Origin of the sequence: Schnuerera sp. xch1 (genome assembly GCF_019931165.1) — a bacterium.
In the GTDB taxonomy this organism is placed as follows: domain Bacteria; phylum Bacillota; class Clostridia; order Tissierellales; family Tepidimicrobiaceae; genus JAIOUP01.
This window is the reverse complement of sequence record NZ_JAIOUP010000006.1, coordinates 37573-61336: the sequence shown is the minus strand read 5'-3', so window position 1 is coordinate 61336 and position 23764 is coordinate 37573. Positions and strand designations below refer to the sequence as shown.

Genomic DNA, 23764 nt, shown 5'->3' with positions numbered 1-23764 from the left:
TATTAATAGTCTATACAAGTTATTATACTCTATATCTGCCCATGATAAAATCTTTACTTAACATAACTTCTTGAATTAAGGCAAATATTCCAAAGCTAACGATCAAATCTCCTAAACTTATAACTTTAGGTATTGGATAAGGTTCAAGAAATTGTATTATATGACCTAGTATGGGGAATCTTATGTTTTCAATTGTACCCTCTATTGGATTTGGTGTTGTCCATCCATTTCCAGCTAGAAATACGAAGTTTAAAAAATATCCTGCTAATACAGCCCATAAAGATTTAAATTCAAGATTTGCAAGTATTCCTATTAGCATTAAAATATAAGAAAATATCTGTATATATACACTATATTGCACAAATATGTCAATATCATCAACTGTTTTTGCAAAAAACAACAAGTATTGAATTGTTATTCCAAATAACAATAACCATATAGTTCCACTATTTAACACTCTAAATCTCTTCAGTTTACCTCCCCTAATCAATCCAATTATTATTGAAATGACTATCGCCTCTAAATACATATTATCATCTCCTCATCCGATAAAATAAAGATTGCAGGATATTATATCCTGCAATCTTATTAATCAAATCTATGTTAATTATACTATTAAAACTCTGGTTCTATCAAGCCATAATTCCCGTCTTTTCTTTTATAAATTACATTTACATCCTCAGAATCTGCATTCATAAATACGAAAAAATTATGTCTTAATAATTCCATCTGTAAAATGGCTTCTTCTATATTCATAGGTTTCATACCAAATTTCTTTGTTTTAACAATCTTAGGTTTATTATCTTCTTCCTTTAATGGCATTACATTTTCAAATCTAATGGTTTCCCCATTTTGGTATCTTCTCTGTAACTTTGTCTTGTATTTTCTGATTTGACGTTCCAATATATCCACAGATTTATCAATAGAAGTATACATATCATCGCTTGATTCTTCAGCTCTAAGAATAGTCCCGGGTAGGTTTATGGTAATCTCTATAACCTTCCAATTTCTTTCCACGCTATAAGTAACATTTCCTTCTACATCATTTTGAAAAAACTTGTCTAACTTTCCTAATTTCTTTGTAGTTACATCCTTTAAAGCTTCTGTTACATCTACATTTTTTCCGGTAAAATTAAGTTTCATAAACCCCAACTCCTTTCATATAAGTAAAATACTTATACCTACTTATTATTATAATATACCCCTAAATCAATAATATGTAAACAGAAATCTTATAATTTCTTTATTTTTAAATTTATTCATCATCATTGCATGTTTATTTATTAATTTATTAACAATAAACTATGGACTGTTTTGTGGATTGTCTCATGGCTCTCATGTGGATAATGTGGATTGTTTTGTGAGTAACTATTATTTCCGATTTCTGCTTGTGGATAAACTTCTTGATAAAACCTTTATAAAATTTTCCTCTCGATCTTTTTTATCTTTTTTGTTATTTTTAGAAAATAAACTTTTTTATACTTATTAATTTGTTAGTATTATATAATTTCTTATCTACAATATATTGATTAAAAAAATAAGTTAATGGATGAATATTAACTCATTTTTTTTCATCTATTAACATACTTTCTGTAGTCTTAGTATTATATCCTTTATATGCTTTTTTTCCTTTCTTTATGTTCCTTAATTCCAATTTTGTCTTCTCTAATTTTCTCTTTATAGAATAGCTATTTTCTTTATCTATCATAGAAATTGCTAATAGTGTTGAAGCTACTTCCTGAACTACTTCTTTTAACTCTTTTAAATTAGGATATTCTTCAATATCCAACTGATTTATATCTTCAACAGAATGGGCCTTTTTAACTTGAGAAAAAACCTCTAAAAATTCTCTGTCTAATTTATCGATTTGTTTTATAATATTATCTTTTTTATTTAGACTCATATCTAGGCCTTCCATGTTCTCTTTTTCTATCTGCCCTGTTTGTCTTTTTGTAATATTGATTATATTGTCCAAAAGTTGTTTTTTCTTTTTAGTTAGAGATATTAATTGATCAATACTTTTTTTGGTCATTTAATTACACCTTCCTGTTTTTATAAACCATTTTTTTCATGTATTTCATAGCTTCCTTCCATGTGTCTCTTAGCTCTGTCAATATCTCTAATGCTTCATCTATTGGTTTTACTTCTTTTTTTATATTAGCATCTATCAAACTGTCCATTACAAAACCATATAATTTCTTTAGATTATCTGATATTTCGTACTCCATATTCAATGTTGAGCTAAGCTCAGTAACTATATTTTGAGCTCTAACCAATGCCATATGAGCTTTTTCAATATCTCCATTTTCTATACTGTATCTAGCTATATTCATAAATTTAATGCCACCATCATAAAGCATAAGAGTTAATTCTTCAGGAGTAGCTGTTAATACTGAATTTTGTTTATATTGATTTAACGCACTATACGCCATCTTTATCACCCTTTCATCTAACCACCAAATTGTTGCATCAACCAAGCACTCTGTTGGTTCATTCTGCTTATTGCTTTTTCCATTGCTGTAAACTTTGCATAATAATTGTTTTCTTTTCTAATCAACATATCATTTAAATCATCTATTCTTTTACTATGATCCAATACATTTTCATCAATCATACTTTTACTACCATATTCTGTAACAAAATCAATTAATATGTTGGACTTGACATCTCTGTATAAGCTATCGTTTCCACCAGTTCCAGATTTCTCAATAATATCTTCCATACCTGAAATTAGATTGTCATGTATTCTTGTAACAAGACCTCCCTTTTCACCATCTTCTTCGCTACTTCCTTTGAATAACATGTCCATAACCGCTTCTGGATCTTGAGATATAGCTTCTTTTAATTTCTGTTCGTCTATTTCAAGTTTACCTCCAGCATTACCTCTCGAATACTCTTCTGTACTAATCCCTATATCAGTAATCAATTTGAACGGACCATCATCAAATTTCTCATATATAGAGGTTCTTACATTTTGCATAGTTCTTTGTATTATATCATCGTTTGTAAGTAAACCGGATTTAGCCTTTTCCTCCCATAGTTTTATATCTGATTCTTCCATTTCTTTCTTCTGTTCATCTGTAAGTGGTAGATAATCTCTATATCGTTTTTCTCCTAATAGTTTATTGGTCTTGTCCACTAATTCATTATAGTCGTTTACAAAAGTTTCTACTTTTTCATATATCGCATCCACATCAGTAGCTACCGTTACTGTAAAATTACCTTCCTTAACAAGGTTCATTGTAATACCATTGATGGTAATATTGTTAGTTGAAGATGTGATACCAGATGCACCATTAAAGTCGATTATAGCGTCTTGGCCTGTATAATTAAAATCTAAAACAAAATCTACTGGTTCTTCATGCCCTTGGTAGCTTGTCTTCAGATTTAAGGATTGAATAAACTTCTCACCACTGCTATCTGTATCTGCAGTTATTTGCAGTTGTGCATCTGCTCCAGTATTTGTAGTCTGTAAGAAAAACCTATCAATTCCTGCATCATAGGAGGCCTTTGTTCTTAGTGATACTTCTTTTGTTTTGCCATTTTCATCTGAAATCTCTGTCTTTGCAGAATTTATGGCTTTGACTACATCATTCATAGTTATACCATCAGCTTTAGAAATTTCAATGTTAAAATTAATTAGCTCACCATTCTCATCAACTTGTCCATCATTCATAGTAAATTTAATATCCTCAATTATATTACCTTCATTATCTATCAATTTACCTTCGTCATTTCTTTTTACATCAATCTCACTTCCACTAACCATACTAACACCTTTAGCCAACTGTTCAACATGGACATCATAAGTTCCATCCAAAGCTTTTCCTGTAGTGGATACTGTTGCTACACTGGTATCAGATGAACTGGCATTTTTTATCCAGCTTAAATTTTTATAGGAATTTTTTACGAGATATCCTGTTTGTGATACCGAGTTTAACCCGAACATCTTCCTACTATTTAATATAAAGTTTGCAAAATCTTTATTTATATTATTATACATTTCTTGACGCCAAAGTAATATTTGTCTGTCTTGTTCTACTCTGTCTACTTTAACTCTTTCTGCTTCCATCAAACTACGAATCATCTCTTCAGTATCTATACCTGATGCCAATCCTGTTATTCTTAAATTGTTCATAATCTCATCACCTAAATCCTTTCATCTACTAATATGCCAGCTGCTTTCCAACGAAAAGCTACAGCATCCAAAATCTTTTCTGGAGGAATCTCCCTGATAACTTCATCCGTTGATACATCTATAACTTTTACCATTATCTGCTTTGTCTGTTCATGTATAGAAAATTCAAGTTTTCTATCATATATAATAAATTCCTCGTTAGCAGATTCTATAGATCTAATGAGTTCATCTTCTGTATATGTTCTTTCCTTATCATTTGCCCTTTCCTTTTCACAAACTCCATCTGATTTATTGTCTGTATGCTCAGCTTTAGCATTTATAGTATTTGAGGCTTTTCCATTAGTCTCATTGTAGATAATGGTATCCATTTTATCAATCCCTTTGACTTGCATACATATCTCCCCTTTGATTTGTTCTATATCTTACATTTTATATCGACTAATTAAAGATTAGTCTTTAGCATTATATTTACTTTTTCGTGACCATAAGAAAATCACCAAAAAATAGATTCCTTTAATGACTCCAGCTATTAAGGTATCAATCGGATTTTCTCCTATTCTCAATGCTTTATCGAAAAAATAAACATTTATACCCTGTCCAATTGATACAGCCAATAATGTGGCAAAAACAAATTGCTTAAAAGGAATAAAGCTAATACCAAAAATATAATTTCCCATACTAAATGGAATAAAGGGAAGACTCCTTAAAAAAAGCACATAACCAAAACCATATTTCTTAATTTTCAAATATATCTCATCCAATGTTAACTTTCTTTTCTTTCTGTAGTAAATCCTATCTATAATCCTTGATACATCATCTTTAAATATTCGAGCTATACTGAATGAAATAATAGCGCTAAGAATTCCTCCAATTGAAATAAATATAGCTCCTCTTAACCCAAAGAGTACAGCTGAAATTGCTGAAAGCCAAGATATAGGAACAAAAAAAATCAATAAAATAGTTACAACACCAATAAAAATTATTTCCATGCCCATACTGTATATGTCCTGTGTTATTAAAGTAAATATACTATTCCTATTGAATATATCAAAACTCAATATTAAATATGTAAAGATCAATATGAAGCCTGCAAGAATTCCTATTTTTAGATGTCTATAATCTCTATTCATTTCATCCACCTCTTTGTATATTAATATTATTATAATATATAAACTATTTATTTATTAAAAAACTTCGTATTATGCTTGCTATATTCGAGAAATATATTATAATATCCTTATAATATTGAAAGGTGGTTTTATGAAAGTTAAAAAAGTTGGAATGCGTACTGTTAAAACTGCTTTAGCAGTATCCATTACAATATTAATTTCTCAATTACTCAGTTTAAATAGTCCTCTTATTGCAGGGATAGCTGCAATAATTGCTATGAAAACATCTGTTTCCGAATCCTTTTCCATAGGAAAACATAGAATGTTTGGTACAATAGTAGGAGCTATTATAGCTTTGCTATTTTCTTATATTGCACCTTTAAATATATTATCCATTGGAATAGGAACATTAATCGTAATTCATATATGTAATATGCTTGGATGGAAAAAGTCAATAACAATTTCAGTAATAGTCTTTCTTGCAATCATCCTAAACTATGAAGAAGGAAGCAGATTGAATTACGCCATGAACAGAACATTAGATACCTTTATAGGACTTATTGTGGGAACTTTAATAAATTATTTTATTGTTCCACCTAACCCATACAATGAAAGATTTATAATAAAATCCATTAATGAAATATATAATAAGTTCAAGGATACTTTAGAAACTGCAATTTTTGAAAACGAAAATAAATCATTAGAAGGTTTAAAAGTATTCTTATCAGATATAGAAAGTAATTACAATATATTAAAAAAGGATACTGAATTAGAATTCGGCAATACAGATGACTATTCCGAATTTGAAACTATCTTTAAATCCTTTGAACGAATTTACAATCATTTAAGCGTAATGTTTGCATTGGATACCTCGTATTTAGAAGAAAGCAACAGAAAGGAACTAGAAAAACTATTTGATAAGAAAATTCCTCCTCAGTTTAATAGAGAGAAATACAAAACTGATTTAATATTTAACTATCACATAGAAAAGATTTTAAATGAACTAAATTTAATTGAAAACAAGATCAACAATGAAATACCATCTTAAGGACGATTATTAATCGTCCTTAACTACTGTTTATTTAAAATTAATATCATCCATTCAACATAATAATTCCCTTCAATCTAATTATTTTCAGAATATTTGTATTTTAGATATAATATATTTATAGAAATTCATACTTGTATGATTGATATTATAGTTATAAAGGATTGACATATTAATAAAATAAGATTATAATAAACAAAACCAATCATACATTTCTTTAGTATTATACTTTCATTTCCCTACATCAAGCTACATATTGCGGCAAAATTTATCTATAATAATACATTTTATTTTTTTACATATATTATTTTGAATATTTTTTATATTGCTAATTATTAAATATTCGGATTTCGGATTGTTGATTTTTTATCCTTTAAATTTACATAGAGGATTTAAAATAATATAAAATTTTAAAGGAGGGGGAAGTTTTGAGTAAAAGGCTTTTAGCATTATTACTGGTATCAATAATGACTTTAAGCATCGTTGGTTGTAATAGCCAAAAAACAACAAGCGGTGATGGTCTTGGATTCAAAATCGGACTAGTTACTGGTACTGTATCACAAGGAGAAGAGGAATTTCGTGCAGCTGAAAACATGATAGCAAAATATGGTGAAGATTCTATCAAGCACGTTACCTATCCTGACAAATTCACAGAAGAACAAGAAACTACTATAGCTCAAATTACCAGTCTAGCTTCCGACCCGGAAGTAAAAGCTATAGTTATATGTCAAGCAGTACCTGGAACTGCTGCCGCTATTGATAAGATTAGAGAGGATAGAGATGATATCTTATTCATAGCTGGAATACCACATGAAGATCCAGAAACAATATGTGCTCGTGCCGACATAGTATTGGAAACTGATAACTTAAAACGTGGTGAAACTATAGTAGCTCTCGCTAAAGAAATGGGAGCAGAAACTTTCGTCCACTATTCATTCCCAAGACATATGTCTATGGAGCTACTGGCTCAAAGAAGAGATATAATGAGAGATCAATGTGCAGAAGTAGATTTGAAATTTGTTGAAGTAGATGCACCAGATCCAACAGGTGATGCTGGTATCCCTGGAGCTCAACAGTTTATGATTGAAGATGTTCCAAGACAAGTTGAAAAATATGGTGAAGATACTGCTTTCTTTAATACTAACTGTTCAATGCAAGAACCATTGATAAAATCAGTTTTGGAATCAGGCGCACTCTATCCAGAACAATGCTGTCCAAGTCCATATCACGCGTACCCTGGAGCTTTAGGAATTGAAATTCCTGAAGAAAAAGCTGGTGATGTTTCTTACATGTTAGAACAAATAGGAGCAGTAGTTGAAGAATCTGGAGCTAGCGGTAGATTTGCAACTTGGAAAGTAGCTGCTAACATGACAATGGTAGAAGCATCCGTTGAATATGCTGTAGATTACGGCAATGGCGAAGTAAAAAAATTTGATAAAGAACATATGACAGAGATTTTAAAGGAAGTCACTAAAGACGATAGTGTTTTAGTTAATGAATTAGAAGGAAACCCAAATTTCCTAATGTTTGTAGCAGGCTCTCAAATATTTTAAGTAGAGAGGTCGTTTCTTTACGGCCTCCTTCTTCTTAAATTAAGGAGGTAATCAGATGGATCTACTCCAAATGAAAAATATAAGTAAAAACTTTGCTGAAAATAGAGTTTTAAATGATGTATCCTTTTCTATTAAAGAAGGAGAAGTTCATGGTCTTGTAGGAGAAAATGGTGCAGGAAAATCTACTCTAATGAATATACTCTTTGGAATGCCAGTTATTCAATCAACTGGAGGATATGAAGGTGAAATACATATAAATGGAAAGACTTTTAACCCAACTTCTCCGGATAATGCTATGGATGCTGGAATAGGTATGGTACATCAAGAATTTATGCTTATCCCAGGATTCACAATAACTGAAAATATTAAATTAAATAGGGAAAAAACTACGCCAACTTTTTTAAGTAAAATCTTTGGTAAAAGATTAGAAAAATTAGATTTAAAATCAATGGCGAAAGATGCCAAAGCTGCACTCAAAAAGTTGGATATGGATATAGATGAATATGTACCTGTAGCTGGCTTACCAGTTGGTTATATGCAATTTATTGAAATCGCAAGAGAAATTGATAAAACACAATTAAAACTTTTGATATTGGACGAGCCAACTGCAGTTCTTACAGAATCAGAAGCAACTAGGTTTTTAGAAGTAATAAAAAAGCTATCCAATTTAGGTATAGCTATCCTATTTATATCTCATAGATTGGATGAAATAAAAAAAATTACAGACTCAATAACTATTATAAGAGATGGTGAAGTAGTTAAAACTATAAATACTGATGATATAGAAATCAATGAAATAGCAGGTTTAATGGTAGGCAGAGAAATTGAGCTTTCACAAAAAGAAAAAGATGAAAGAAAAATTGAGGATGAAGATATTCTGGATATAAAAAATCTCAAGGTCAATATGCCTGGAGAATTAGTTAAAGGTTTAAACCTAACAGTAAAAAAAGGAGAAATCTTAGGTATTGGAGGCCTAGCTGGTCAAGGGAAAATAGGCATTGCAAATGGAATAATGGGTTTATATGAGGCATCTGGAACTATTATAAAGCAGGGCAAAAAACTTTTATTAAATAACCCAAAGGAAGCTCTACATTCATCTATTGCCTTCTTATCTGAAGATAGGCGTGGAGTTGGTTTATTATTAGATCATTCCATTGAATTTAACATTGCATTTTCCAGTTTAGAAGTACAAGGAAAGTTCCTAAAGAAAATAGGTTCTTTAAAATTAATCGATAGCAAAGCAGTTAGAAAACATGCTCTTAAAATGATTGAAGATTTGGATATTAGGTGCACTGGCCCTAAGCAAAATACAAGACACTTAAGTGGGGGTAATCAACAAAAAGTATGTATAGCACGAGCTTTAACTTTAGAACCAGATCTATTGTTGGTTTCAGAACCCACAAGAGGTATAGATATTGGAGCTAAAAATTTAGTACTAGATACATTGATTAGTCTGAACAAAGAATTTGGCGTAACCATTATCATCACCTCTAGTGAATTAGGAGAACTTCGTCAAATATCAGATAGAATAGCCATTATATATGATGGAAAGGTAGCAGGCATACTGCCTCCAAATGCTTCTGATGTAGATTTTGGCCTTCTAATGGCTGGAGAAGATATAGAAAAGGTGGTGGACTAGATGAAAGAACTTATTAATAAGGTTGGATTTCCCAGATTCATAATTTCAGTATTTTTGATATGTTTAATTATGCTCGCAATCTACTTAAAAATACCTTTATCAGGCTTAATATCCGATATATTGGTTCGTTTCGGAATGAATGCTATCTTAGTGCTAGCCATGATACCTGGTATACAATCTGGCATTGGTCTTAACTTCAACATTCCTTTAGGAATTATCTTTGGATTGATAGGTGCACTGATAAGTATCGAATTTCAGCTTTCAGGATTTACCGGTCTATTCGTATCCATAATTATAGCTGTTTCTTTAGCCATAATAGCTGGATATTTTTATGGTAAAATGTTGAATAAAATTAAAGGCGATGAGATGACTGTTGGAAACTATGTAGGCTATTCTATAGTTTCTGTTATGTGTATATTTTGGCTAGTAGCTCCATTTACCAGCCCAGAACTCATATGGGCTTATGGAGGCAATGGGCTTCGTGTCACTGTGTCGCTTGAGTCATCTATTGCACATGTATTAAATGACTTTTGGCACTTCTATATTGGCAGCGTTAGAATTCCTACTGGATTACTGTTGTTTTTCGGTTTTTGTGCTTTTATAATCTGGATATATAGTAGAAGCAGCAAAGGATTATCTATGATAGTAGCAGGAAGCAACCCACAGTTTGCCATTTCCAATGGTATCAATGTGGATAAACAAAGGATCAAAGGGACTATAATCTCCACAGTATTGGCCGCCATAGGAATTATCATATACAGTCAAGCCTTTGGATTCTTACAGCTATATAATGCACCATTATATTCTGCAATGCCTGCAGCTGCAGCTATATTAATAGGTGGAGCTACTCTTAAAAAGGCAACTATAATACACGTTTTAGTTGGAACTGTATTATTCCAATCATTACTTGTAGTTGCACTACCTGTAGTAAATATAGTCGCAGAAGGAAGTATGTCCGAAGTAATAAGAACCATTGTAAGTAATGGTATCATCTTATATGCATTGACTAGAAAGGAAGGTGAACTAGCATGATAGTACCCATTGTATTTCTAGTAATATGTATTGTAGGGTCCTTCTTTACAGGACTTCCTGGCGGTTTTTTAGTAAATGAAATGATAGTTCGTCTATCAAGAAACTTAATACTAGTATTATCTTTGCTTCTTCCCGTAATTACCGGATTAGGATTAAATTTTGCTATCACTTTAGGAGCAATGGCAGGACAGATTGCTCTAATTATTATAACAAATTTCACAATCGGAGGAACAAATGGACTTCTTCTAAGTCTTCTTCTTTCAACTCCTTTTGCTATAATCTTTGGTTTCATCGTAGGAAAAATATTGAACAAGGCAACGGGAAAAGAAATGATTACAAGTATGGTTTTAGGATTCTTTGCAAATGGTATTTATCAGCTTGTGTTCCTATTAATGGCTGGTACTGTATTTCCAATAAGAAATGAAAGTTTACTATTACCATCTGGTGTGGGAATTAAAAATACAGTAGATTTAGCAGGAATCAAATATTCTCTAGACCATTTAATTCCCTTTGATAAAATAGATCTACCTTTTTTTCAATGGTTAAGCGAATATCCTGTATGTACTTTTTTATTTACATTATTGATATTTATACTAATGGGTTATTTCTTAAAGACAAAACTTGGTCAAGATATGAGGGCAGTTGGTCAAAATGTAGAAGTAGCTGCAGTATCGGGTATCAATGTGGAAAAAACTAGAGTTATCTCAGTAGTAATCTCCACAGTATTAGCTGCATGGGGCCAAATAATATTCTTACAGAATATAGGAACTATGAACACTTATGGAAGTCATGTACAAGTAGGACTGTTTGCAGTTGCCTCTTTACTAGTAGGCGGTGCAACTGTAGAAAAGGCTTCTTGGAAAGAGGCTTTAATAGGTACATTCCTATTCCATTTCTTATTCGTAATATCTCCATTGGCAGGGCAAAATCTATTTGGTAATGCTCAAATCGGTGAATATTTTAGGGTATTTATAGCATATGGAGTCATAGGTTTAGCTCTAGTGCTTCATGCTTGGGAAAAGGATAAAGCTAAGATTACTATTAGTGATATATAATCAATTAAGCTCATCTCTATATTGAGCATATATTTTCTTTAAACTTTTATTGTTTTTCCAATGCACTATTGTTAATATTAGTATATAATATATATTACACTGTTTATTTATAGTTTTTATTATATACTTTTATTGATTTGGAGGGCATTATGAGTAAGTTGGATTATGATAAAATACAGATTTTACAGGAAAATACTACAAAAAAATTGATTAAATATATAAATGAGTTTGTTAAAAAAGGTAAATCTTTGGATTCAATAGAATTTTATTTTCCTGATTTTGATAAACAAAAAACTAAATTAGCGTTTAATGTATGGATTAGTATTGATTATAGAACTGACTCTGGTAAAAGCTTTATTGAACATATGTTAGATGAAGAATCCAATCAGCTTTCCAGTTTGGAGAAAAACATACTAGTAGAAAGAAACAAATCCTTTATATCCTTATTTGAAATAGAGCATATAAAAGGAGAATATATCTATGTATTAGATCTATTAACAAAAAAACGTCATACACTATGGGAACCTAATACGGTTAATATATTGAATAAATCGGATTTGATATTTGGTAGAATTGGGAAGATAATTGATTTTAAAGGTTTTATTGGTAACATCAGTTTTCTACCTTCTTCTGTTAAAGATAAATTTATCGAAAAGGTATTTATAGGTTATAATCGCACTAAGTTTAAACAGCCTAATTTATCTATCAACAGATATTTAAAATTATTCAGTATAAATATCTATAGAATATATACAGAATGTATCCATGAAATGTTAGACATGGAATTAGAAGATGGTGAAGATATTACTTCTATTCTATATGATGAATTAGATGAGTTTGAAAATCATCTGCAAAATAATATGTCTATGCCAAATATAAAAAGACATATTACTAACCTAATTAATTTATTTGAATATTACCTAGTTGATGATGGATTTTCTCTAAATGATTTAGCTCAGCTGGACATTGAAGATATATTGATCAATGCTATTGAAGATGGATTCATTTCTTCGCAAAGAGAATTGAGCTCTTATATATCCACATTAAAGATATATCTTAGGTATCTAAAGAATATGGATCAATCATATAAAAAATCATATAAAAGCATTCTTAAGATAAGTAAAAATAGGTTTATGTATATTGACCATACTAAAAACAATAAATCGATTTTTAACATAAATAGATCTATATCCACTAATATAATACATGATATAAATGAAATTGCTTATGATTTCATAATGGACTATGAAAAATTTCTATTATTCTTAATGAGTACTCCTTTGGAATTGACTGAGAGGAAAAAAAATATAAAAAGAAAAGTTCTATTGGAATTAAATAGCATAATGGAAAATCAGGAAAACATTACAAAACAAGCACCAAATCAAATAGATTTTCCATTAATAGATCTATTTTATAGGTTTTCTATAAATAATAAATTAGTAAAAATCGAGAAAAATATGCTAACAATTACTAAAAAAGCTTCTCACTTTTTAAGGCTTACGGATGAAGAAAAATTTAGCCTATTCATCCAATACATTTGGAAAGATGAATTTTTATTGTATATCAACAATAATCTAGATATCAATGAAACAAAGTCCATCAAACAGAGAATGTTGACTCTATTTAATGACTTAGAAGAAGGAATATTCTATAAGTATAGTAATTTTATTTCAGAAGATGTAAAGTTCTCTAAACTTGTTATTAATTATTGTAGATACTTAAAACTATTAGGGTTGTTCAAATACAGCAATTACCCTACTCTAAATATTAGTATCACTCCTTTTGGCAAATTGATCTTTAATATTCTTATGAACAAAGATGATTTGAAAAATAATAGTGGAAAGGTTATCTACTTAAATCAATTATAAGAAAAGGCTTCAGTTGAAGCCTTTTCTTATATCTAAATTATAAACTAAAAAATTGATGGTTTTAAGTCAATATCCCAAAATTTAGTGTATAATAAGAATATAGATGCTCGAAATACTATATTAGGAGGGATAGGTTTGAATAAACTAAAGTTAGATGATTTTACAAAGTATAAGTTTTTATCAAAATTGAGATATTCTCCTGAAGGCAGTAAACTGGGCTTTATAGTACATGAAATGGATGTAGAAGGAAATAAATATCTATCAGATATTCACATCTATGATACTCAGAATGAAACATTTACTAAATTGACTTCTAGCAAGACAGTAAAATCTTTTATATTTAAAGATGAAAACACTTTACTCTTCCCTGATTCAAGAGATAGCAAGGACAAATCAAGACAGAAAAAAGGTGAAGATTTAACTTGTTTTTATGAAATATCCTTAAATGGCGGAGAATCCAATAAGGTCTTCGACATCCCATTAAATGTAACCGATATCGAAATACTAGATGAAGACACTTTTATAATAACAGCTACATATGATTATAACAAACCAAAATTGGAGAAGTCTTCAGATGAAGAAAAGGACTATGTAGTATTAGACGAAATACCTTTTTGGTCAAACGGCGAAGGATTCACCAACAAAAAAAGAAACAGACTATATACATATAACCTAAAAGAAAAGAAATTAAATCCAATTACTGATGTATTTACTAATGTATACTCCTATAAATTAAATAAGGATAAGTCAAAGGTAATAATAATCACTAACTCCTTTATAGATAAAATGCAAATAAAAGAAGATCTACATATTTATGACATTAAAGAAAATGATCTAAAAAAAATATCACATGAAGACAACTTCTCATATTCCTACGCTGACTTCTTAGAGGATAAAATAGTATTTGCAGGCACAGATACACAAGATTATGGTATCAATGAAAATGGAAAAATCTATATAATGGACAACGAAGAAAATGTAAGGTTAATGTCCCCTACTGACTTTGATTATAGTTTAGGCAATTCCGTAGGTTCTGATTGTAGATATGATAGTTCTGCTTTAGCAAAAGTAGATGGAAATTATCTATACTTTATAACTACCGAATATGGTAATTCCTATTTGAATAGAATGGATACATCCGGAAATATAGAAAAATTGACTACAGAAAAAGGCTCAGTAGATGAATTTGATGTAGTAGATGGGCAAATAATGTTTGTCGGATTTAGAGGGCTTAAACTTCAAGAACTGTATAGATTAAAAAATGGTAAAGAAGATCAGTTAACATACTTTAACAAATGGGTAATCAAGGAGAAAAAACTATCCACTCCAGAAAGATTAACCTTTGAAACAAATCAGGGAATAACAATTGAAGGTTGGGTTATGAAACCTGTTGATTATGAAGAAGGTAAAAAATATCCAGCTATATTAGACATCCATGGCGGTCCAAAAACAGTTTATGGTAATATATTCTTCCATGAAATGCAATATTGGGCCAATGAAGGCTATGCAGTATTTTTCTGTAATCCAAAAGGTAGTGATGGTAGAGGCAATGAATTTGCTGATATTCGTGGCAAATATGGAACAATCGATTACGATGATATAATGAAATTCACTGATATAGTAATAGAAAAATATCCATTTATTGACGAAGATAGAATTGGTGTTACAGGTGGCTCTTATGGTGGATTTATGACCAATTGGATTATAGGACATACTAATAGGTTTAAAGCAGCAGTTTCTCAAAGAAGTATAGCAAATTGGATCTCAAAATTTGGCACAACCGACATCGGATATTTCTTTGTAGAAGATCAACAAGCTGCTAACCCTTGGTCAGATGTAGATAGACTTTGGTTCCATTCACCTATGAAATATGCAAATAGAGTTCAAACTCCTACTCTATTCATACATTCAGAAGAAGATTATAGATGTTGGATTGCTGAAGGCTATCAAATGTTTACTTCATTAAAATACAATGGAGTAGAATCAAGGCTTTGCTTATTTAAAGGTGAAAACCATGAATTGAGTAGGTCTGGAAAACCAAAGCATAGAATAAGAAGGCTTAAAGAAATCACAGAATGGTTTGATAAATATCTAAAATAATTAGTATAATAATAGAGGAGCCCTGATGCTCCTCTATTATTATAAAAGGTGGTAAGGTCTTGGACTTGAAGAATAAATTCAAAAGATATAGGAATAAAAAATGGTTTATATTCTTAAATAGACTGATTCACAATATAAAAGAGGATGAGATAACCGCTATAGGAGCTCAGCTTACTTATTATTTAATATTATCAATATTTCCTTTTTTAATATTTTTTTTAAATATATTAGCATATACATCTATTACACAAGAAGGAATATTAGATAATTGGTTTATTATGCTACCTTTAGAAACTGAAATTCTCTTAAGAAGTATCATAGATGAAATTACCAATACAAGCTCTGATACTCTACTTTCTTTAAGTATTATATTGGCTCTTTGGACCGGATCATTGGGAATATCTGCAATAATAAAAGCCATTAATAAAGCCTATAATGTCGAAAAAAAAAGACCCTATATCAGGTTAAAACTCCTATCAATTATATTTTCAATTGCTCTAGTTATATTATTATTAATCGTATTATTGATGCTTGTATTTGGTGAAGTAATAGGAAATACTTTATTCTCATATATTGGAGTAGCAAATATATTTTATAGATTATGGGAGCAATTAAGAAAAGTGATACCTTTTGTATCAATGATAATTATATTCGCTCTATTATATAAATATAGTGTTTCCCATAATAAAAGGACTAATATAAAATTAATCTATACTTTGCCTGGAGCAGCATTCACTACCATTGGATGGATAATTGCTTCCTATATATTCTCCTACTATGTGAATAATTTTGCTAACTATTCAAGAACCTATGGAAGTCTAGGAGGAGTCATAATATTACTTATATGGCTTTATATAACCAGTATTATGATAATATTAGGCGGCGAAATAAATGGAGCCTATTTTTCTGTTTTTATAAATAAAGAAGTAAAATCCAGTGATGAAAAAGATGATGAATAATATATAATCATTGTATATAAAGAGGTTAAATAAAAATTAAAGTACATAAATAATCAGTAATTAGATAAAATATTAACGGCAATTTCTATGTTAATAATATGAGGATATTGGTATTAAAGTATAATGGGGTTGATTGATAGTATGATGGGCACATATGATCAAAATAAATTAATATATTTTATAAGCAATAGATGTTCTCGAACTGTTGGCGGAGTACAAACTATAATGAGATTAATTGAGGAAAATATGCCTCAACAAAAATTTATTGAAATGCCTTTAGTATTAAATAAAAAAGATATCTTATTAGATAAATTACCGAATGTGGAAACTTATAGTCTGATGCTTAATAAAAGTCAAAAATTGAAAAATTATATGAAAGTCTTTGAAAATCAAAACTATCAATTAGACGATTTATCGATTGTTCCTGGTTCGAAGATAGTTGTATTTGGAGTGCAAAAATTGCTCTCTCTGTCTAAAAAGGATCTAAAAAGAAACGAAATAATTATATTTCAATCCAATAGACCAGATATAAACTTTGGGACAATAAATTCCAATACTATCCCCTTCATCTTAGAAGAAAGGATAAAATATATAGATAAGTTTTTATTCTACACTGAAGAAGATAAAAAAGAAATTCTGAAGATTTTACAAAATTCAGGAACTAAATATAATTTTAAATCATATATAGTTCCTAACCCTTCAAAAACATCTAGAAATCAAATATGTAAATATACGAATAATGTAATGTATCTGGGTCGATTTGATATTATACAAAAAAATATCAGAGAGTATATAAAATTAGCAGATATATTATATCCAAAATATAAGATAAATGCTTATGGAGATGGTATTAGTAAAGTGCTATTAGAACTTTCTAAAGTTAATGTGGAGGGAGTAATTAAAGATATAAACGAGGTAGCACATAAAAATAGCATATTATTATTGCTCTCCAATTATGAAGGATTTGGCAATGTGTTGGTAGAAGCCTATTCTGTAGGCATGCCTGTAATTGTATATAATTCCTACACCGCAGCTAAATCAATAGTAACTCCTAATGCTGGAAAACTAATTCCTTACGGTGATATTAAAGGAGTAGTAAACGCTATAGAAGAAATACTAAAGGATGAACAGACATTTAGAAGATATTCAGATGGAGCATTTGAAGAATCTAAAAAATATGTTAAACACGATATAATTAATAGATATATTGCAGTTATATTGGATGATTTATAAAATTTAATAAAAAAGTTGTTGAAGTTTACTCGTTTCAACAACTTTTTTATTGTTAATGAAATTCATTAATATCTTAATCCCTTTGAATAAAATTTGCCTTCATTTTTTGATGAATTAGGAGTTTTTTCTAATGATTGCTCTTCCTCACTTGTCTGTACCTTATTCTCTATATATGTAACATATCCTTCTTCAACTAAACAATCAATGGTTTTAAGAGACACTCCAGTGTCTGAAATAATATCCAGTACAGTAGCATTATGATGCGTTTTGATGTATTCTACAATTAAGTCATATTCCTTCTCTGTCTTCTCAAAACAGTCTTCACAAAATCTTCTCCCATTTCTCTTAAAAAATTTACCACACATACTGCATATTTCATAAGCCACAAAAATCACCTCTGTTATTTTTATCATGGAATAATGGCAGTATCAAAACTATTCTTGACATCATAATCTATAATTTAATATCTACTTTAGCTCCTAAATGAGGTTGAACAGACTGTTCCATCGTTTTAGTGCTTTCTTGCATCATCTGTACCATGTCATTCATCTGCGTTTTCCCAGTATCCATTGCCATCTTCATTACAGAAATGCTTGCTTGTTGCTGTATTTTAGCTTGGCTTAGTGTTGTTGACATTGTCGCTATACCCATAAAATCAACTCCTTTGGCTAAAGATTCTCCTTCTTATTCTTTCTTATCTAATATTTTCGGCAAAATTCTTATTTTCTTTAATGATTCTCAATAAAGTAAATAAATCATTATCCTATACTTATTTAACTTTTGCTCTTTATTTATCATTTTCTTGAGTCATTCTATATTGGTAAATTTAAGGAGAGATAATCTCCCCTTAATCAACTATTGTTCAGTATATCTAATACTCGTTTTTTATAATCAATAAATTCATTACTTAAAATGAACTCTTCTCCTCTGGATTTTTGGTGTTCTATTTTTATCTCTCCTGTTATCTGTCCAGGCTTTCCTGTCATAACATAAATACGATTAGATAAAGTAATTGATTCATCTATATCATGAGTAATAAATAAAGTTGATAATTTAATCTTTTCCATAACATTCAGATACCAATTATGCATAGTACTTTTGGTTATAGCATCTAAAGCGCTAAAAGGTTCATCTAATAGAGCAACTTTTTGAGAAAATAAGTATGTTCGAAGTAACGCCGCTCTTTGCCTCATCCCGCCAGATAATTGGTTGGGATATTTGTGTTGATTACCATCTATACCAAAGATTTTGAAATATCCTGCAGCTTTTTCTCGAGCTATATTCTTATTCTCTCCTCTTATAATAAGTGGCAAAGATACATTATCTAAGACCGTTTTATATGGCAATAATAAATCTTTTTGCAGCATATAACTAATATGTCCAGCTTGTCCTGTAATATCTCTATTATCTAGTAAAACTTTGCCTTGATCGGGAATTAATAATCCTGATATTATATTAAATAATGTAGTCTTTCCTACACCACTTATTCCTAATAGACATACTATTTCTCCCTCATCTACCTTCAAAGAAACATCTTTAACTATCTCCTTGTTATCATAAGATTTTGTTATATTGCTTGCAATAAGTTTTGTCATTAAAATCTTCCCCTCAATTGTTAATCAGAAAGGTAATCATTAGTAAATCCATATCCTGACGGAATCTCTTTCTCAATAAGACCTTTTTGCCATAACCAAGCATAGAAATTATCCCATCTATCTTGATTAATATACCCCCATTGTTTTGCCTCTGCTTTATATTGATTTGCAAGCCATTTTTGACTCTCCTTCACCAATTCTGCATCCAATTCTGGACTCGCCTTCAACAATATATTAGCTGCTTCTTCTGGATTATCTATAGCATATTCATAGCCTTTAGCCAATGCTTTTAAAAAAGCTTTAGTTTCTTCTTTATTATCTTCAATATATTCATTGTTTGCAATCAAAATTGGAGTGTAATAATCCAATACTGGATTAATATCCTTAAATGCAAAAAAGTCAGTTTCTATTCCTTTTACCTTAGATGCAATACCATCCCAAGCATAATATGCCCATACTGCATCAATATCCGTATTAAGTGCTGTTATAACATCCGTTACAGTGGTTGGAACCATATTTATAGAGTCATAATCTCCTCCATCAGATTCTACAACCGATTTTATTATTGCCTTCTCAACAGGCATGTCCCAAGTAGCATAAACCTTATTAGCCATCCCCTCTGGAGTATCTATTCCATTACCTTTAAGGGATATAATACCTGATGTGTTATGTTGGATTATAGCTGCTACTGCAGTTACTGGAAGAGGATTGTCCGAAGCAAATGCTGGAGCTATCGTATCTTGAAAAGCAATCCCAAATTGTGCCTTCCCTGATCCTACAAGATTTTCAGCACCACCTTCTGGTGGTTGAACAATTTCCACATTAAAACCTGCTTCTTGAAAATATCCGTTTTCTTGGGCTACATATAATCCTGTATGATTAGTGTTTGGTGTCCAGTCAAGAACAATAGTTATATTTTCATCACTTTTATCTTCACATGCTGTCAAAGTAATTATTAATCCTAATATACAAAATAATATTACTAATTTCTTTCCCATATTTATTCTCCTTTTTATAAATTTTTTTCCTTACCAGCCCAAGGCATACTAATCTTTTGCAAAACTGCAACTCCTTTCATCAACAATAAACTGATAAAGGATATAAGTAGAATTACTGCAAACATTTTATCAAAAGAATATGATTTTTTGACCCTTGTCATATATACACCTAGACCATCAAATCCACCAAGCCATTCAGAAATTACTGCTCCCACTACAGAATAGGATACAGAAATTCTTAAACTAGCAAAAAAATGGGATATAGAACTTGGTAATTTTATATGCTTAAATATCTGTCCTTCTGAAGCATTCATAGATTTAAGCAGTTTTATGGCGTCATGTTCTGCTGACATAAAACCATCCAATAAACCAATTGTAATGGGAAAAAAAGTTACAATTACAATCAATGTTATCTTTGGTGCCATGCCATAACCTAACCATAATACAAGCAAAGGTGCAATAGCTACTGTTGGTACAGTTTGAGTAATAATTAATACTGGATAAATAGCCTTATATGCAAAATGAAATCTATCCATGACAACAGCTACTATAAATCCCAGTAATATTCCAATACTCAATCCGAAAAAAGCTTCTAATAATGTAGTCTTTGAATGGTGCATAAGAAGTGGAAAATCTAATATAAAAGCTCTTATAACATCTACAGGTGACGGCAACATATATCTCGGTATAATCTCCATAATGGATATAAGTTGCCATATAATAATTATACCTGCTATTGCTATGTAAGATGATATTTTAGTTGTGATGTTTTGTAACCTTTTGATCAATAGTGAGTACACCACCTTCTGGTTTAAAACATATCTTTACATAGGACATTACAGATGGACATCCTTTTTTAATAGCAATATATTGACACTCTTTTACAATATCCATCAATTCTTCAAATTCTCCTTCTATTGTAGTTTCAAATGGACCTACATAATAGGACAATCCTGTGCTTTTAATATATGCAATAACCTCATCTACAATTGCACATATCTCCTCATTTGATTCAACCTTTGGCAATACTTGAATAGCAACACTTGCATTCATCACAAATTCCTCCTTTATTTTAATTATATTTAAATTGGAAATTAAAAAATCCTTTCTGACTAATAGCTAGAAAGGATTAAGTATACTTACATTCAAAAATAAATACTATATTATAATCCCTACGCTGGCATTACCCAGATCAGGTTAAACGGTTAGAGAGGTTATTCTTCTCTTCTCAGCCCGATATATCGAGCACCCTATTTTTAATTTTAGAATATACTATATTCAGTCATTTGTCAAGGATAAAGCTTGATTACTAATTTAAAATAATCTTAAATACTCACCATAACCTTCCTTTTCCATATCCTCTTTCTTGATAAACCTTAATGCAGCACTATTGATACAATATCTTAGACCGCCTTTATCCCTAGGGCCGTCTGTAAATACATGGCCTAGATGAGAGTCTCCATCTTTGCTTCTAACTTCTGTCCTTCTCATTCCATGACTAGTATCAAACTTTTCTTTGATATTTTCCTTATCGATTGGTTTTGTAAAACTAGGCCAGCCACAGCCTGCATCATATTTATCTTTAGAGCTAAACAAGGGCTCACCTGAGACAATATCCACATATATTCCTTCTTCTTCATGGTTCCAAAACTCATTTTCAAAAGGTCTTTCTGTACCATTTTCTTGAGTCACTCTATATTGGATTGGAGTCAATTTTTTCTTTAATTTCTCTTTGTTTGGTTTTTCACACATAATATCACCTCTTATAGTTTATAAGGTTATTTTACCCTTAATATATCAAATTAATTGTTTTTTAAAGCACGTCTATTAAAAATTGGACATATAATATCATAGAAACTATGAAAGGAGTGAACATTATGTATGATGATTATAGGTCATATCCATGCCCTTACTGGGATAATAGACCAGGACGCTACCCAAACCATGATAGATATCCCATTAGATTAAGAGACTATGGCCCTTATCCTTTTGTAACTAATATAGAAGAAGCAGCAAAAAGAAATAACTATTTCCGTCTTGCACTGTGGACAGGTAGCTATCTACAGCTTACACTGATGAGTATTAATGTCGGTGATGATATTGGTTTAGAAATGCATCCTGACGTTGATCAATTCATTCGTATTGAACAAGGTGAAGGAATTGCTATGATGGGAAACAGAAGAGATAACTTAACTTTCCGAAGAAGAGTCCGTGATGACTATGTAATACTCATACCTGCAGGAACATGGCATAACCTAGTTAACACAGGTAACATACCAATTAAACTTTATTCTATATATGCGCCTCCTGAGCACCCACATGGTACAGTTCATAGGACTAAAGAAGATGCTGAAATGTATGAATAATATTGAATGATGGCAATATCCATGGGTACTAATCTAGTATTTACATTAGTAGTAGAAGTTGCACTATTAGGTTATTGCCCATGCCAAGCATACTAAAAAACTACTGAGTATTTTCTCAGTAGCTTTTTAGATTTTACTTAAGTAAGTGATGCTCTAATATCTGTTCTTTATTAAATTCTTGTAATCCTAGATAATACTCTAGATTATTTAAAAGATAATCTAATTTTACAGGGCCTACTAATTCTGAACCTGTAACAGCCACTCCATATCTTTTGGCTTCTTGTTTTACAAATTCAAATGCTCTATAGATTGGAGTTTTACTACAATCGAATAGATTCATGGAAACAACTACTCCATCTCTTTCTGGGAATTTGATTCCTACTGATCTTATCGTAGAGAATCCTCCACTTGGTCCTCTTAAAGCTTTTGCTATTGCTTTAGCAATTTTTATATCTTCAGTAGACAAGAACACATTATATGCTGTTAATCCTTCCATATCAGCACTTACTATAGTGGCACCTAATTTATCGCTTAACTTTCCATCTGTAGATAAATCTGGCTTTCTATCTTCATGGTCTGGATGATTTTCATCTTCTAATAGAGCTTTTAATCCTTCATATTGTCCCTTTCTTATATACGATATACTCTTTTTATTTTCCGTTCTTGCATTTTCCCCCGAGAAATAAATTGGAACCTGGTGTCTTTCGTGTAATTTCTTTCCTATTTCTTCTGCTAATTCTTTACATTCTTCTAAAGTTATATTCATCAGCGGAAATAGAGGTATAGTATCTTGGGCTCCTATTCTAGGATGAGTACCTTCTTGTTTTGTCATATCAATTAATTCGTATGATTTTGCAGCCATTGCAAGCAAAGCTTCTTTTAATGGTTCTGGTTCTCCTATAATTGTAAGCACTGTTCTATTAAAATCATGTTCTGGTTCACAAGTTACTAATTTTACTCCTTCTCTTTTTTTGATTTCATTTGCTACAGTATCGACAACTTCTTGATTTCTGCCTTCACTAAAATTTGGTACTGCTAAAATATATTTTTTTGTCATATTCCTTTCCCTCC

Annotated in this window: 24 protein-coding genes, 1 pseudogene and 1 riboswitch; of the genes and pseudogenes, 10 read left to right on the top strand and 15 right to left on the bottom strand. The window is 30.6% G+C overall.

Features of this window, described 5'->3' with window-relative positions:
• Positions 1–22: 22 nt before the first annotated feature.
• The 7 genes from K8M07_RS06325 to K8M07_RS06295 all read right to left on the bottom strand — a co-directional run bounded on the left by K8M07_RS06325 (position 23) and on the right by K8M07_RS06295 (position 5268).
• Positions 23–529 (bottom strand): DUF5317 family protein, encoded by a 507-nt coding sequence (locus K8M07_RS06325; RefSeq protein ID WP_223377058.1) that lies wholly within the window; start codon positions 527–529, stop codon positions 23–25.
• Between the two features lie 86 nt (positions 530–615).
• Entirely contained in the window at positions 616–1143 is a 528-nt protein-coding gene (hpf, locus tag K8M07_RS06320) for a ribosome hibernation-promoting factor, HPF/YfiA family (RefSeq protein WP_223377057.1), read from the bottom strand.
• Positions 1144–1561: 418 nt separating this feature from the next.
• Positions 1562–2032 carry a flagellar export chaperone FlgN gene (flgN, locus tag K8M07_RS06315; protein ID WP_223377056.1) on the bottom strand — a complete coding sequence of 157 codons (471 nt, stop codon included), beginning with the start codon at positions 2030–2032 and terminating at the stop codon, positions 1562–1564.
• 4 nt (positions 2033–2036) lie between these two features.
• Positions 2037–2432 carry a flagellar export chaperone FliS gene (gene fliS / locus K8M07_RS06310; protein WP_223377055.1) on the bottom strand — a complete coding sequence of 132 codons (396 nt, stop codon included), beginning with the start codon at positions 2430–2432 and terminating at the stop codon, positions 2037–2039.
• Between the two features lie 17 nt (positions 2433–2449).
• Positions 2450–4138 (bottom strand): flagellar filament capping protein FliD, encoded by a 1689-nt coding sequence (fliD, locus tag K8M07_RS06305; protein WP_223377054.1) that lies wholly within the window; start codon positions 4136–4138, stop codon positions 2450–2452.
• An 11-nt stretch (positions 4139–4149) separates the two neighbouring features.
• Positions 4150–4530 (bottom strand): flagellar protein FlaG, encoded by a 381-nt coding sequence (locus tag K8M07_RS06300; RefSeq protein WP_223377053.1) that lies wholly within the window; start codon positions 4528–4530, stop codon positions 4150–4152.
• A 57-nt stretch (positions 4531–4587) separates the two neighbouring features.
• Positions 4588–5268 carry a TVP38/TMEM64 family protein gene (locus tag K8M07_RS06295; RefSeq protein WP_223377052.1) on the bottom strand — a complete coding sequence of 227 codons (681 nt, stop codon included), beginning with the start codon at positions 5266–5268 and terminating at the stop codon, positions 4588–4590.
• 130 nt (positions 5269–5398) lie between these two features.
• Between K8M07_RS06295 and K8M07_RS06290 the strand changes: the two genes are divergently transcribed.
• From K8M07_RS06290 to K8M07_RS06250, 9 genes are all read left to right on the top strand, one after another.
• Entirely contained in the window at positions 5399–6295 is an 897-nt protein-coding gene (locus K8M07_RS06290) for an FUSC family protein (protein ID WP_223377051.1), read from the top strand.
• A gap of 428 nt (positions 6296–6723) precedes the next feature.
• Entirely contained in the window at positions 6724–7848 is a 1125-nt protein-coding gene (locus K8M07_RS06285; RefSeq protein WP_223377050.1) for a DUF3798 domain-containing protein, read from the top strand.
• A 55-nt stretch (positions 7849–7903) separates the two neighbouring features.
• On the top strand, positions 7904–9487 hold the full coding sequence (locus tag K8M07_RS06280; protein WP_223377049.1) for a sugar ABC transporter ATP-binding protein: 1584 nt from the start codon (positions 7904–7906) through the stop codon (positions 9485–9487).
• Complete coding sequence (locus tag K8M07_RS06275) at positions 9488–10519, top strand: ABC transporter permease subunit (RefSeq protein WP_223377048.1); 1032 nt, start codon at positions 9488–9490, stop codon at positions 10517–10519.
• Entirely contained in the window at positions 10516–11574 is a 1059-nt protein-coding gene (locus tag K8M07_RS06270; protein ID WP_223377047.1) for an ABC transporter permease subunit, read from the top strand. Before K8M07_RS06275 ends, K8M07_RS06270 begins: the two co-directional genes overlap by 4 nt.
• Before the next feature lie 149 nt (positions 11575–11723).
• On the top strand, positions 11724–13442 hold the full coding sequence (locus K8M07_RS06265) for a hypothetical protein (RefSeq protein ID WP_223377046.1): 1719 nt from the start codon (positions 11724–11726) through the stop codon (positions 13440–13442).
• A 135-nt stretch (positions 13443–13577) separates the two neighbouring features.
• Positions 13578–15542, top strand: coding sequence for an alpha/beta hydrolase family protein (locus K8M07_RS06260; RefSeq protein ID WP_223377045.1), 1965 nt, complete (start codon positions 13578–13580; stop codon positions 15540–15542).
• 59 nt (positions 15543–15601) lie between these two features.
• Positions 15602–16501, top strand: a complete 900-nt coding sequence (locus K8M07_RS06255) for a YihY/virulence factor BrkB family protein (protein WP_223377044.1) — start codon at positions 15602–15604, stop codon at positions 16499–16501.
• A gap of 141 nt (positions 16502–16642) precedes the next feature.
• Entirely contained in the window at positions 16643–17734 is a 1092-nt protein-coding gene (locus K8M07_RS06250) for a glycosyltransferase (protein ID WP_223377043.1), read from the top strand.
• 65 nt (positions 17735–17799) lie between these two features.
• On the opposite strand, the gene K8M07_RS06245 is transcribed toward K8M07_RS06250, so the two are convergent.
• From K8M07_RS06245 to msrB, 7 genes and pseudogenes are all read right to left on the bottom strand, one after another.
• The gene (locus K8M07_RS06245; RefSeq protein ID WP_223377042.1) at positions 17800–18120 is read right to left on the bottom strand and encodes a hypothetical protein; all 321 of its coding nucleotides are present in this window, start codon (positions 18118–18120) and stop codon (positions 17800–17802) included.
• A gap of 67 nt (positions 18121–18187) precedes the next feature.
• Positions 18188–18385, bottom strand: a complete 198-nt coding sequence (locus K8M07_RS06240) for a YjfB family protein (RefSeq protein WP_223377041.1) — start codon at positions 18383–18385, stop codon at positions 18188–18190.
• A gap of 200 nt (positions 18386–18585) precedes the next feature.
• The gene (locus tag K8M07_RS06235) at positions 18586–19329 is read right to left on the bottom strand and encodes an ABC transporter ATP-binding protein (RefSeq protein WP_223377040.1); all 744 of its coding nucleotides are present in this window, start codon (positions 19327–19329) and stop codon (positions 18586–18588) included.
• Positions 19330–19349: 20 nt separating this feature from the next.
• Positions 19350–20327 (bottom strand): ABC transporter substrate-binding protein, encoded by a 978-nt coding sequence (locus tag K8M07_RS06230; protein WP_223377039.1) that lies wholly within the window; start codon positions 20325–20327, stop codon positions 19350–19352.
• A gap of 14 nt (positions 20328–20341) precedes the next feature.
• On the bottom strand, positions 20342–21115 hold the full coding sequence (locus tag K8M07_RS06225) for an ABC transporter permease (protein WP_223377038.1): 774 nt from the start codon (positions 21113–21115) through the stop codon (positions 20342–20344).
• Entirely contained in the window at positions 21084–21380 is a 297-nt protein-coding gene (locus tag K8M07_RS06220) for an MTH1187 family thiamine-binding protein (protein ID WP_223377037.1), read from the bottom strand. Before K8M07_RS06220 ends, K8M07_RS06225 begins: the two co-directional genes overlap by 32 nt.
• 99 nt (positions 21381–21479) lie before the next feature.
• Positions 21480–21590, bottom strand: a riboswitch (TPP riboswitch).
• 51 nt (positions 21591–21641) lie between these two features.
• Positions 21642–22064: pseudogene (gene msrB / locus K8M07_RS06215) on the bottom strand (peptide-methionine (R)-S-oxide reductase MsrB); the annotation flags it as partial.
• A 140-nt stretch (positions 22065–22204) separates the two neighbouring features.
• Here msrB and K8M07_RS06210 point away from each other — a divergent pair.
• Complete coding sequence (locus K8M07_RS06210) at positions 22205–22693, top strand: cupin domain-containing protein (RefSeq protein WP_223377035.1); 489 nt, start codon at positions 22205–22207, stop codon at positions 22691–22693.
• Positions 22694–22826: 133 nt separating this feature from the next.
• Here the strand turns inward: K8M07_RS06210 and ftcD are convergent, their stop codons facing one another.
• Positions 22827–23750, bottom strand: coding sequence for a glutamate formimidoyltransferase (gene ftcD / locus K8M07_RS06205; protein ID WP_223377034.1), 924 nt, complete (start codon positions 23748–23750; stop codon positions 22827–22829).
• Positions 23751–23764: the final 14 nt, after the last annotated feature.